Source organism: Pectobacterium atrosepticum (genome assembly GCA_019056595.1).
GTDB lineage: Bacteria > Pseudomonadota > Gammaproteobacteria > Enterobacterales > Enterobacteriaceae > Pectobacterium > Pectobacterium atrosepticum.
This window is the reverse complement of the sequence record CP036163.1, coordinates 502,235-515,183: the sequence shown is the minus strand read 5'-3', so window position 1 is coordinate 515,183 and position 12,949 is coordinate 502,235. Positions and strand designations below refer to the sequence as shown.

General features: G+C 51.6%; 12 protein-coding genes. 9 read left to right on the top strand and 3 right to left on the bottom strand.

Features of this window, described 5'->3' with window-relative positions; all coding sequences use genetic code 11:
* The first annotated feature begins 106 nt into the window (after positions 1 to 106).
* The 3 genes from DCX48_03030 (at position 107) to DCX48_03020 (ending at position 3,464) form a co-directional block, all read left to right on the top strand.
* A complete protein-coding gene (locus DCX48_03030) occupies positions 107 to 613 on the top strand; it encodes a ClbS/DfsB family four-helix bundle protein (GenBank protein QXE13567.1) in 507 nt (168 codons plus the stop codon).
* Positions 614 to 786: 173 nt separating this feature from the next.
* Positions 787 to 1,014 carry a hypothetical protein gene (locus tag DCX48_03025; protein QXE13566.1) on the top strand — a complete coding sequence of 76 codons (228 nt, stop codon included), beginning with the start codon at positions 787 to 789 and terminating at the stop codon, positions 1,012 to 1,014.
* 497 nt (positions 1,015 to 1,511) lie between these two features.
* A complete protein-coding gene (locus tag DCX48_03020) occupies positions 1,512 to 3,464 on the top strand; it encodes an autotransporter domain-containing protein (GenBank protein ID QXE13565.1) in 1,953 nt (650 codons plus the stop codon).
* A 95-nt stretch (positions 3,465 to 3,559) separates the two neighbouring features.
* Here DCX48_03020 and DCX48_03015 read toward each other — a convergent pair whose 3' ends face one another.
* The gene (locus DCX48_03015) at positions 3,560 to 4,573 is read right to left on the bottom strand and encodes a LacI family DNA-binding transcriptional regulator (protein QXE13564.1); all 1,014 of its coding nucleotides are present in this window, start codon (positions 4,571 to 4,573) and stop codon (positions 3,560 to 3,562) included.
* 363 nt (positions 4,574 to 4,936) lie between these two features.
* Here DCX48_03015 and ascF point away from each other — a divergent pair, with 363 nt between their 5' ends.
* From ascF to DCX48_02990, 5 genes are all read left to right on the top strand, one after another.
* The gene (gene ascF, locus DCX48_03010; protein ID QXE13563.1) at positions 4,937 to 6,397 is read left to right on the top strand and encodes a PTS cellobiose/arbutin/salicin transporter subunit IIBC; all 1,461 of its coding nucleotides are present in this window, start codon (positions 4,937 to 4,939) and stop codon (positions 6,395 to 6,397) included.
* Between the two features lie 31 nt (positions 6,398 to 6,428).
* A complete protein-coding gene (locus DCX48_03005; GenBank protein QXE13562.1) occupies positions 6,429 to 7,859 on the top strand; it encodes a 6-phospho-beta-glucosidase in 1,431 nt (476 codons plus the stop codon).
* A 231-nt stretch (positions 7,860 to 8,090) separates the two neighbouring features.
* Entirely contained in the window at positions 8,091 to 8,888 is a 798-nt protein-coding gene (gene hisN, locus DCX48_03000; protein QXE13561.1) for a histidinol-phosphatase, read from the top strand.
* Positions 8,889 to 8,951: 63 nt separating this feature from the next.
* Positions 8,952 to 9,338 (top strand): glyoxalase/bleomycin resistance/extradiol dioxygenase family protein, encoded by a 387-nt coding sequence (locus tag DCX48_02995; GenBank protein ID QXE17131.1) that lies wholly within the window; start codon positions 8,952 to 8,954, stop codon positions 9,336 to 9,338.
* 16 nt (positions 9,339 to 9,354) lie between these two features.
* The gene (locus DCX48_02990; protein ID QXE13560.1) at positions 9,355 to 9,771 is read left to right on the top strand and encodes a hypothetical protein; all 417 of its coding nucleotides are present in this window, start codon (positions 9,355 to 9,357) and stop codon (positions 9,769 to 9,771) included.
* On the opposite strand, the gene DCX48_02985 is transcribed toward DCX48_02990, so the two are convergent.
* On the bottom strand, positions 9,768 to 10,913 hold the full coding sequence (locus DCX48_02985) for an HD domain-containing protein (protein QXE13559.1): 1,146 nt from the start codon (positions 10,911 to 10,913) through the stop codon (positions 9,768 to 9,770). The two genes, DCX48_02990 and DCX48_02985, sit on opposite strands and share 4 nt — an antisense overlap.
* Positions 10,914 to 10,918: 5 nt before the next feature.
* Positions 10,919 to 11,803 carry a DNA ligase gene (locus DCX48_02980; protein QXE13558.1) on the bottom strand — a complete coding sequence of 295 codons (885 nt, stop codon included), beginning with the start codon at positions 11,801 to 11,803 and terminating at the stop codon, positions 10,919 to 10,921.
* A 501-nt stretch (positions 11,804 to 12,304) separates the two neighbouring features.
* On the opposite strand from DCX48_02980, the gene DCX48_02975 reads away from it, so the two are divergent.
* On the top strand, positions 12,305 to 12,898 hold the full coding sequence (locus tag DCX48_02975; GenBank protein ID QXE13557.1) for a hypothetical protein: 594 nt from the start codon (positions 12,305 to 12,307) through the stop codon (positions 12,896 to 12,898).
* Positions 12,899 to 12,949: the final 51 nt, after the last annotated feature.

The window sequence follows — 12,949 nt, the reverse complement described above, 5'->3', positions numbered from 1 at the left end:
AACGGCTAGCAGCGTGAGTAATGATTAGAAATGTGAGCAATGACACCGCCGGGCCGCCATGTGGACAGTAACCTGATGCTGTCTGGTAGAAAAGTGAGGTTATGCGATGGCGGTGCCGGAGAGCAAGGAGGCCTTGATTAAGGCGATCAACAGTCAGTTCACGCTATTAATGAAGAAAATTGACGCAGTGCCTGCAGAGCGAGCGTTCTCGCCAGAAATGGCAGGACATGCGCAGGGGACGCAGATGAGCCCGGCAAATCTGGTGGCGTATTTGCTGGGCTGGGGCAATGTGGTGTTGAAATGGCATGAGGACGAAGAGCAGGGTAAAACCATTGATTTCCCTGAGGCCGGTTATAAATGGAATCAGCTTGGCCTGCTGGCACAAAAATTCTATCAGGATTATGCCCCTATTACCGATTGGGCGGAACTGATCGCGCTGCTTGCCGCGAATAAATTAGCACTCATCGCATTGGTTGAACGCTATACCGATGAACAGCTCTATGGCGAAGGCTGGTACGGCAAGTGGACGCGTGGTCGAATGATTCAGTTCAATACCGCCGCGCCTTATAAAAATGCGGCCGGACGCCTGCGTACGTGGGAGAAAAACAAATAAGTGTTTGATAGTAAATAAAAATGATTGTTGGCCTTATCTTTCCCCTTATAAGGGCTCGTTAGCGGCGTTTTTTCAGACAAAACCTTACATATTCCCCCTGTTTGACTGTTCTATACTCAGTAATAAGCAAGGTAAGTTTTACTGGCAGATGAGATGAATAAGGGGGAAGAAAAATGATTGGTCTCAACTTAGTTTCTCCAGTGTCATATTACGCCACGCCTGACAAACTGGATTATGTCCAAGGTATTTCCCGTTCGTCGCAGCTGTCTGGTTACCCTAATCAGGACGCTTCTACTCGAACGCGGACAGCGTATGAAAATAGCGGCTCGGTCTTTAAAGCACCCATAGCAGATGGGGTGAATCGCCCAACGGCAACTAACCAGCTTAACGTTTATGTTTAAATTTCCTACAGAAATGGGCAATCGCGCGCTGTAAACGATCGTTTTCGGTGCGTGTTTTGCCCTTTTTGATCGTGTTGTATCCTCATAAAAGTATCTTCATCACATCCTCATTGCACCTTCATCAAACCTGTCGAGCCACCATCACCTTTTTTCTTCCCTGCTCGTCATTTACCCGTCTCCTGATGAAGTCAGGCTAATTCATGATTAACCCTATGATTAATCAGCATTACACAATTCTGATAACTTCCTTTCTATTTGCTGCTTTTTGACACATTTCATCATATTTTCTTCTATTCCATAGTCTTGGAATGAATATTGCTGCTATTTTTCTTTCTTTAACAAACACATGACCTAAATAAGGTTCCTCTGGTGCTGTTCTTGATCATCTCAGGTAAGTGATTCGGGTGACAAATTTGCCTGGAGCAGATTTGAACGCAGCCAACGCACATGCAGCTTGAAGTATTACGTGTATATAACGAGAAAAGGGAGTGGGGTGTATGTTGAAGCAAGTAGCTGTTGCGGTAGGGATGGCGTGTTTATGTGTACCGGCCTGGGCTTATGATTATGGTGACTATGCGCGAGAGACCGTGGATACGCTCATTAATGATTATCCGGGGCGCTATCGCGATACGGCAAATTTTGTTGGTGCGGCGGACTGGATGACGCAGCGTATGGCACCCGGCTATAGCACAGTCAGGCAGGATTTTTCCTGGACGGCAGGTGGCACGACACGTTCGTCACAGAACGTGCTGGCCTCTAATGTCGGGTTGAGCAGCGAATACATCATTACCGGGGCGCACTTTGATACCTTCTTCGGGCGGCCAACGCTACAAGGGCTGGATGACAACGCATCGGGTGCCGCCATTCTGACGGAAGTGGCGCGTAATTTTAGCGGTATCCAGACGGAAAAAACGCTGGTCTTTGCTGCCTTCGGTGCAGAAGAAGAGGGGCTACGCGGTTCGCGTGCGATGGTTAACGATCTGATTGCGCAAGGAAACGCGGGCGATCTTAAGGCCATGATTAACATGGATAGCATGATCACCGGTGACAAACTCTACGCTCACGCCGGCGATAACAGCGTGGCTAACCCTGCTCTGGCAAGCCTGCGTGAACAGACGCTGCGTATTGCGAATGAATTGGGCATCGATCTGTTCACTAATCCGGGGTTGAATGCGAGTTATCCCGCTGGAACCGGCTGTTGCAGCGACGGCGATAGCTTCAATGCGGCGTTTGATATTCCCGTGCTCTATATGGAGGCCACCAACTGGGATATTGGCGATCAAGATGGCTATGAGCAAACCACAAACCCCGCGGTGCCGGGTGGCGCGACATGGCATGATCCCACCGTTGATAACGAAGCCTTTCTGACCAGCGTGTTCGGGCAGGAGCGTATCGACCAGCACCTGCGTGACGTTTCACGTCTGGTGACGCGACTGTTGCTGGAAATCTCCAATACCGATTTACTGCATTCGGCATATTCCGCCGCCGCGATGCAGCAGGCGATGGAAGAGAGTCTGAAGCGTCAGCGTCAGTCATTGAGTGATTTGCATAACCAGCGCTGGCTGCTGTTGCAAAATACCACTCGGAGCGTGGGCACGCTGGATACGGCGATCGGGGTTGAGGGCGATGTTATTCCGTCAAATGGCTTTGACCGCGCACCGCAGCAGCGCTCTCGGCAGGCGATGGCTTATGCACTGGTGGATTATCAATTAAGTGACATTGTCACGATTGGCGGAAGCCTGAGTCTGCTGCGTAGTAAGGATAAGCTGGAGCGCAATGGACACATTGAAAGCGATACCTGGCAAGCGGGTGTCTATGGTTTGCTGAATCAGGGCGGACCCGCCTGGCTGGGCAGCGAAGTGACGGCAGGTCGCGCAGCGATTGAATCACGCCGCTCGGTTTATCTGCAATCTGCAGGCGGTCCGGTTTTGTTGGACAACGCGCTGGATGGTAACACCGAAGCGCAGTTTATCGGTGCCCGCGTTAGCGGCGGTTATGACTTCCCAATAAGCGGCCTGCGCACTGGCCCGGTTGTTGGTCTGGATTACGCGCGTTATCGCATCAATGCGTTTGATGACAAGGGCAATTTGCGGACTGGCGTGCGGTATGAAAAGCAGGATGTCGATTCGCTGGAGGCCAGTCTGGGCTGGCGAGTGCGTGGCAAGGTGGAATTCAGCAATACGATGTCGCTACAACCTTACGCAACAGTGGCGTGGGTGCGTGAACTGGCCGATGGGCTCGATTCCAGCTTTACTGTGAAAGATCATGTCGATGGTGCAAACCGCCGCGTTGCGGTGGGAGAGCAGGATAAGAATTTCGGCAAGGCGACGGTCGGTGTGCAGTGGCTTGCGGCAGAGAATCTGAATCTATATTCCGAAATCGGCAGTCGTTTTGGTCATCAGGATGGCGATCAAACGCGCTACAGCGTGGGCGTACAGTGGCAATTCTGAATCTGTTGATGAAGAACAGGACTCACTCTTGGTGCTGACATAAGGCGTTAAAACGGGGTCTGAAACGACCCCGCATTGAGATCAGCGCGGAATGATTACCCGTACGGCCCGTCCTGAATGGAATCTCTGACCCGCAGTTCAGACAAAAACAGGTTCTCTTTCGAAAAATACCCGCCGTCCAGCATCGCGATCAGGCGGTTAATCACCTCGTTAATCATATCGCTCACCGGATCTTTTACGCTGGAGAGCGACGGCTTCAAAAACGGCGCGGTGGGAATATCGTCGAACCCGACCACAGAGACGTCGTTCGGTACGGCAACGCCAGCTTCATCCAGCGCTTTTATTGCGCCAATCGCCATATCGTCATTACTGGCAAGCACGGCGCTGAACGATACCTGGCTATCGCGCAGGGTGGTAATGGCGAGTGATCCACAGCGCGGCGTCCATTTCCCTCTCACGATCAGTTCATCCCGTACTGCGATGTTAGCTGCTTTCAGGGCGTCTTTGTAGCCAGAAAGGCGTTCGATAGCGGTCGGTGAATCCAGTGAACCGGTGATAAACGCGATGTCTTTATGACCGCGTGCGATCAGATGCTGCGTGGCGTTGTAGCTGGAACCTTTGTGATCGCAGCAGATGCAGTGGCTTTGGTGTTTACGCAGTTTACGGTTGACCACCATGATTGGCTGCTTGTGCTTCTCGATGATGTCATCCATCTCATCCACGTTAAGAAAACGGGGGTAGATGATAATCGCATCGCAGCGTAAACCGAGCAGGAATTGAATCGCATCGCGTTCTTCAGCGGCACTGTGTTTACCGTCGACCAGAATTAACTGACGCCCATTGTCTTCGAGCTTCTTGGCGGCCTGTGACAGTAATTCATTAAAATAGCTGCCGTGATAGAGCGTATTCGTCACCACCAAACCAATGCAGGCTGACTTGCTGGTCGCCAGATTACGCGCCAGTAAATTTGGCTGATATCCCGTCTCTTCAATGGCCTGATAGACCAGCGTTTTGGTTTCTTCACTGGTATAGCCTTTACCTGAAAGCACGCGCGACACCGTCGCTTTTGATACGCCTGCTTTCTTCGCCACTTCCTGCATTGTTGACATGGGACATCCTGAGACGTTGAGTACTTCCATCATTTTACACACTTTAGGCTGGCAGCAGCAGGGTGATAAATGCAGAGCCAATGGTCTCGGGAGAAGAATTGTGCTTTTCATGGCGATCGTGGTCACATAAGTAAAATATTAACAATCCATCTATTGAAATCGCACTCATATATAAACACTATTATGTGGAACCGGTTACCCATCGGCGTTTCATCACGTTGCATGGAGCAGGGATACCGGCATGAATTCTTTCATAACTGTATGAAATTTAATAATAAATGCATGTTCACTAAACAATAAACTCGCGTTAAGCGGTTTGTTGAAACAGGTGTAACGTGCGCGATTACGAGAGATTGTCTATCCATGTCAAAGAATTATGCGGCTGTATCCCGTTCGATAGTCGATGCCATCGGTGGTGCTGATAACATCACTGCCGTGACGCACTGTATGACCCGCCTGCGTTTTGTGCTTAAAGATAATGATGCGGCGAATGTCGCCGAATTGAAGGCGATCGGCGGCGTGCTAGGTGTGGTGAAAAACGATAACCAGTGTCAGGTCATCATCGGTAATACTGTTTCTCAGGCTTACGCCGAGGTGGTGAAGCTATTACCGGAAGGTGCGGCTGCTGAAAAAGCGGTGCCAGTGAACAATAAAATTACGCTGCGACGCATCGGTGCAGGCATTCTGGATGCGCTGATTGGCACGATGTCACCGCTTATCCCGGCAATTATCGGTGGGTCGATGGTGAAATTGCTCGCCATGATTCTGGATATGACCGGGCTGTTTGAGAAGGGCGCATCGACGATCACTATTCTGAACGTGATTGGCGACGGCGCGTTCTTCTTCCTGCCGATCATGGTGGCGGCGTCTGCGGCGGTAAAATTCAAAACCAATATGTCGCTGGCGATTGCTATCGCTGGGGTACTGGTGCATCCGACGTTTATCGATCTGATGGCAAAAGCAGCACAGGGTCAGCAGGTGGTGTTTATGGGGTTGTCGGTCACGGCGGTGAAGTATACCTATACCGTAATTCCGGCGCTGTGTATGACCTGGATTCTGTCTTACATTGAAAAATGGGTAGACCGCATTACGCCAGCAGTGACCAAAAACTTCCTCAAGCCGATGTTAATCGTGCTGATTGCGTCCCCGATTGCCATCATGCTTATCGGGCCGATTGGGATTTGGATTGGTAGCGGTATTTCTGCGGTAGTGTACACCGTGCATGACTATCTGGGCTGGCTGTCCGTTGCCATCATGGGCGCTATCTGGCCACTTCTGGTCATGACCGGTATGCACCGTGTGTTTACGCCGACCATTATTCAAACCATCGCTGAAACCGGCAAAGAAGGCATGGTCATGCCGTCTGAAATTGGCGCGAACCTGTCGCTGGGTGGCTCATCACTGGCCGTCGCTTGGCGTACCAAAAACCCGGAACTGCGCCAGACGGCGCTGGCAGCAGCGGCATCAGCGATTGTTGCTGGGATCTCTGAACCTGCGCTTTATGGTGTGGCTTTACGTCTGAAACGTCCGCTGATCGCTTGTTTAATCACCGGATTTATCTGTGGTGCCGTCGCGGGTATCGGTGGATTAGCAAGCCATTCAATGGCGTCGCCGGGGCTATTCACCAGCGTACAGTTCTTCGATCCTACCAATCCGATGAGCATTGCCTGGGTATTCGGCGTCATGATTCTGTCCGTCGTGATTTCCTTCTTCGTGACCTTGCTGCTGGGCTTTGAAGACATCCCAGTAGAAGAAAAACCGGAAGAAAAACGCGTAGAGGGCGATGAGATTTCCGCGCCGCAGCGCGCAGCGAACACGAATTAAATGAAGCACTAATACGAAGGAGAAATAGCGTATGTCTGCATCAACATTTCCCACTGGGTTCTTATGGGGGGGCGCGATTGCGGCCAATCAGGCAGAAGGCGCGTACCTTGAAGGCGGTAAAGGGCTGACGACGGTGGACATGATTCCCCACGGCGTGAATCGCCTGCCGGTGAAGCTAGGACAAGAACCGCGTTTTGCGCTGCGTGAGGATGAGTTTTATCCCAGCCATCAGGCGATCGATTTCTACCATCGCTATAAGGAAGATATCGCGCTAATGGCGGAAATGGGGTTCACGGTGTTCCGTACCTCCATCGCTTGGAGCCGTCTCTATCCAAACGGGGATGAGCTGACGCCCAACGCGGATGGCATCGCCTTTTATCGCGATATGTTTGCCGAGTGCAAGAAGTACAACATGGAACCGTTGGTGACGCTGTGCCATTTCGATGTGCCGATGCATTTGGTCACGGAATACGGTTCATGGCGTAACCGGAAAATGGTGGAGTACTTCACGCGTTACGCTCGAACCTGTTTTGAAGCGTTTGACGGGTTGGTGAAATACTGGCTGACGTTCAACGAAATCAATATTTTACTGCACAGCCCGTTTTCCGGTGCAGGGCTGGTATTTGCCGAAGGGGAAAATCAGGAACAGGTAAAATATCAGGCGGCACACCATGAACTGGTGGCGAGCGCGCTGGCGACGAAGATTGCGCATGAGGTTAACCCAGGAAATCAGGTTGGCTGCATGCTGGCTGGCGGTAATTTCTATCCGTGGTCGTGTAAACCGGAAGATGTCTGGGCGGCGCTGAATAAAGATCGTGAAAACCTGTTCTTTATCGATGTGCAGGCGCGTGGCACCTATCCGGCGTATACCGGACGATTGTTTAAAGAGAAGGGCATCACGATTGCTTCTGAGCCGGGCGATGACGAAATTCTCAAGAACACGGTGGATTTTGTTTCCTTCAGTTATTACGCCTCCCGCTGCGCGTCGGCAGATATGAACGAGCACAACAGTAGCGCCGCGAACATCGTTAAATCGCTGAAGAACCCGCACATCAAGGCGAGTGAATGGGGCTGGGGGATTGATCCGCTGGGCCTGCGCATCACGATGAACATGATGTATGACCGTTATCAGAAACCGCTGTTTTTGGTGGAGAATGGATTAGGGGCGAAGGACGAGATTAACGCGCAGGGCGACATTGATGATGACTACCGCATCAGCTATCTGCGTGAGCACATCAGCGCGATGGCAGACGCCATCGGCGACGGTATTCCGGTTATCGGCTACACCTCGTGGGGCTGTATCGATCTGGTTGCCGCGTCTACCGGCGAGATGAGTAAACGCTATGGCTTCATCTATGTCGATCGCGACGACCTAGGCGAAGGGACATTAGCCAGAAAGAAAAAGAAATCGTTCTACTGGTATAAAAAGGTGATCGCCAGCAACGGCGCTGACCTGAGCTGAATGGAATAATTCAGTTTAGCTATTCTTGTTATAGCCCCCTGACGGTAGCGTCTGGGGGCTATTTTTTTATCCGTAGAGGAAAGTGAGGTTGTCGGTGTTTGTTTTTTCACTCATAATCGAGCGTATTGGTTATGCTCATTGATGTGCGATCGAGCTAAAGTGAGCATTGCTATCTATCAGCCTAATTCTCAGTGATACGATCGCGCAAACGCGATAGGAAGGTAAAACACGATGAGTCAGTCGCTTCCCGATATTGCTTTTTTTCATGAACTTGCCACGTTAGCCAGTCAAGAAACGTTGCCGCGTTTTCGTTCTCTCAAAGCCAGCCAAATTGAAACGAAGCCAAAAGAAGGTTTTCGCTTTGATCCAGTGACGGAAGCCGATCGGGAAGCCGAGCGTGTGATACGTGAACACATAACGCGCCATTATCCCGAGCACGCGATTATGGGAGAGGAATTTGGCTTGAGCGGTGAAGGGCCAGTGCGCTGGGTTTTGGATCCGGTCGATGGAACCCGGCCTTTCTTATGCGGGTTACCCGTGTGGGGAACACTCATCGGTTTGTTGCATCATGAACGTGCGGTGATGGGAATGATGAGCCAGCCGTTTACCGGAGAGTGTTTCTGGGCCGATGGCTCACAGGCCTGGCGTAGCGATCGGCAGGGAGAAACACGCTTAAGTACGCGTAAAGGCGTGTCACTCGAACAGGCGATTCTTCACACCACTGCGCCGGAAGCGCTGAGCATGCATCCGACCGTTCGCTTCGCAGAGCTCACCGAAAGCACACTGATGACGCGCTACGGCGGTGAGTGCTACGCGCTGGCGATGCTGGCGGCAGGCCAGATTGATATCTGCGTGGAATTTGCATTGCAGCCCTACGACATTGTCGCGCTGATTCCGATTATTGAGCAGGCGGGCGGCATCATTACCGATCTCAACGGGCAGCGAGCAGAAGCGGGTGGCACCGTGGTCGCGACCGGTAATCCAGACTTGCACCCGCAGGTTTTAGCGATTCTCAACGGATCGCGGTAATCGTCTTTGGTTTGTATAACAGACCATGGTGATGTGAAAAACAACGGTTAAGAAGGAATCATGATGAAAGTGGCACACGTTGCATTATGGACAGCCGATCTGGCCGAACAGGCTGCATTTTGGCAAGAGTTCTTCTCTGCTCAGGTGGGGGAAAAATATGTGAGCCAGAATCGCCCCGGGTTTGAATCGCATTTCGTTCAACTGAGTGAAGGGGCATCCATTGAGCTGATGACGCTGCCGGTGCTGGCGGACGCCTTAACCAACAAAGAAGGTTGCGGTTGGGCGCATGTGGCGATTTCGGTTGGCAGTAAAGCGGATGTGGAAGCGTTAGCTAGCAAAGCGGCTGAACGCGGCATTTTGGTTGCCCCACCTCGCATGACGGGGGACGGTTTTTATGAAGCGATCGTCAGCGACCCTGATGGTAATCTGATTGAGATAACATCAGACTGATTCGGGAACCCTTTGTATGCTGCACAAACTGCCATCATTCGATCGACAACATAGCGCGATGCTGATTTTCGCTGGTGAAATTCGATTTGGCCCGCCTTATTTTTCGCTATCGATCGACGGCAACGCATTAGAAGAGCGCGTTTTCGGCAACGAGATGCTGTGGTCGCCGGATTCTCGTTACCTTGTGGCACAAGAGTGGCTCTCTACGGCGGAACGCGACGGCCCGCAAACGGCTTTGCTGTGTATTGATGTGCTCGAAGAGAGGCAATGCCAGGTTTCTCAGGCTGCGGGTGGATTTATCGTCCCCGTACGCTTCGAGGACGATAATCTGATCTATGAAAAACAGTATTTTGGTGCAGAAAAACACGGTAGCACGGAATACGAGATCCCGTTTACCGCGCTTCCACGCTGGACTTCGCTACAGCTGCGTTAGCTTTCATAGCGAACAACATGCGCTTCCGTTGGTGAGGGAAGCTCCCATTTTGTCAGCATTCCTTGCAGCGTTTTATTGCTCAGCGTCGTGTCTCGTTTACCGTTGCGGCGAAGTAGTTCTTGACGCGGACGCTCCAGATAAACGATCTCCACTTCTGCGCCGTAGGCATAGCACAAATCCAACGTGCGGGTGCGCATTTGCTGACTCAGATGCGTGGCGTTCCACACGAATGGTTCATGGGTTCGCAGCAGTGAACGTGCTTTATCGGTCGCCCAATGCACCGCTTTTCCTTCATTTTCTCCGTGTTTCAGCCCCAACTCTGTGCGCGCATCGTCAAAAGAGACCACCGGTAAATCATGCCGATGCGTCCGTACCCAGGTGTCTTTTCCTGAAGCAGGCAAACCGCACATAACAGTGACTTTCGAGCCTGGTTCCTGAAACAGCGGATAGTCTGGATGGACATCGGCACCGCGAAAATAACTCAGGCGCGTGTGAGCATCGACAAACGCTCTCGGCTGGCCGTAACAGCCTTCTTCCCGCGCCAGTTCGCGGAACAACTCAATGCTGTCGAGTACGCGCGTTTGATCCTGACAGATTCGCCCACGTATATCAGCTTCCGCCAGCGTGGCCAGCAGCGGAATGCTCAACTGCCAAGAGAGTTCGCGAATCGTAAAGATCGGCGACACCCGACGGCGTTCATCTTCAAGGCAGTAAAACGGCACCTGATGCACCGCAATTAACCGGCAAATCGCTTCTCGAATCGCAAACGGGACATCTGCATCCCACAGCAGCACCCGAGCGTCGATGGCACCTTTGCGCGAATGTCCCGGTTGACCAATCTGGCCCGTCACTGGATCAATGACCGTTGTTCGGTATTTCGCAACGTCATGCAGCAGCGCGGCAAAAAACAAGATTTCCTGTTGTTCTCGCGTGGCTGTCTGGTAATCGGGAAGCTGTAATAGCGACTCGATCACCATCATGGTGTGCGTCCAGACATCGCCTTCACCGTGATAGCGTGGCTCTTGCGGCGTTTCTTTGGCCCGCTTAAGTACAGGGAACGCATCCAGACAATTCACAAAATCTGGCTGTACGCCAGAGACGGGGACCAGCCCCTTAATGGTATTCCAATCCATGATAGTCATACTCCTTATTTATCGGGCATTGCGGTGGCGAGTGCGTCCAACGAACGCAGCGTATTCAGCCCCAGCATTTCCCAAGATACCGGTGGACAAGGCGCATACAGGTCAACGCCTTCTGCCAGTTGGTTCGGCAAAATAGGGCGTCGAGAATGATGCGAGCCGCTGTCCAAAATGGTCTGAATGAAGTCATGGCGTACCAGTTTGTAACGCGCTAGCACCTGTTCATCATCTTCAACCTTTAGATAAAGTCCTTCCGAACGATCCGATTTGTCAGTTTGTTGCCAGCATAGCGCGAGCGGCAAACTTTCACGCTGAACGGTGGATTCAAACGCGGTTTTCCAGTTCTGGCTCTTCGCCAGCGAACGGTATACCAACTTCCACAGCAACGCCGGATTCGTTGGCATCTCTCCGGCATACAGCACCGGAACGGACAACACGGGCGAGCCAGCCAGCATGGCATGTCGGCGCGCCGTCGATAAAAAAATGCCGTCACGACGATCGTAAAGATCAAATTCGTGAAAGTAGTGCGGTAAACGGTCATAAAACACGGAATGCTTGCTGTAGGCCCATTCGCCGTACATCACAAAACGGTCTTCCAACAGTTCAAGAAAACGCATTTCGTGCGCAGTAGCCCAAAGTTTGAACTGGTTGAACTGTCGTTCCCGCGAACCGCCAGCCAGATAGTGGCCGCGTGATTGGAGCAAAAGCTCTGCCGTTTCATTGAAGGACACACCGCTGTTCGCGCCGTCGATTTTTTCTTCGATCACGACGTAACGGCCTGCCAGCGCTTTCAGTGCAATTTGGTCAGATGCATCATCGCCGGGCTGTAAGCGTGAGCCTTCCAAATGAGGTGTACGCGGATACTTTAATAACGGTATTGAATGTAAATACATGTTTTTCGCCTGCTGCGTTATTGGCGCAGCCAGGCCCATCTACGGTAAAAAAGAGGGCCGACGAACGTGTTCGAGCGCGAGTCAATAGGCTGGCCACTGGCATTCCAGAGGTCAGAGTCGCGGGGGAGGAAGCGGGAGATTCATTCTCTGTTCCGCGTGATGGCGAGAAAGAGAAGGGAACCAGTACCGCAGCCAACGCTGGCGCAGACTGCGCCGAATCGAGGCTGCTTAATGCAGTCGTCGGCGGTTAGTGGGGGGCTGACGTACAGGGCACTTTAGGGCTCCAAATGACACATTGGGGGTGAGTAAATGGCGCGATTCTAGCGAAGGAATCCTCCGACAACAAGTTTTTGTATAAAAAATGCTATTCTTTCCTGTAGTTGTAGAATGCGTTGTAGTGTTTAAATGCGGTGGTAAAGGCGATAAAAAAGTCGAAGTCTATCGACATAAACGTGCTGAGTATGACGGGATGATGCACACAATGAAGAGTAGAGGAATATAATGAAAATCAGTGTGATAAAGAAAGGGATTGCGGGTCTGTTATTGGTGCTGCCGCTGCATGGGTTTGCCGAGACAAAGGATCCAGATTTGTTCGTCGGCTATACCACGCAGGATCTCACCGATGCATTGCCTGCTCGGTTGTTGAGCATGGTTCAGCGAGAAAAAGTGGTCGATGCGGCAAACCACATGGTGCAAACCGAGTATGTTGATCCGACGACAGGCAATAAGGCGTTGGTTTCACTGTTCATGTTGCCGCCAGATAGAGAGGGTAACGTCCCGATTGCTTCCAAGCCTAGCGATCTGGATGCAGTGATCGCCAGTACGGAAAAAGAGATGCTACGCCAGCGCATCAAGCCTGACCAGCGTGCGGGAAAGGTTGACGACGCGACGCCTTTTCGCTGCTTACAAACGATTTTGAATAACAAGGTTCTGCATTCGCTGTGCTCGACGCTGATTAAAGGGCGCGTACTGGAAGTTCAGGCGATCAATACGGTCGATAATATTCAGGATGAAGCAGGGCTTAATAAAACCATCGAACAACAGAACGAATTTGTTATCGCGATGGGAAAAACGCTGCTGACGCTTAAAAAATAGTATGTGGGTGACACAGCAAGACTAGTATTATCGGTGAAAGGGCATATAGTT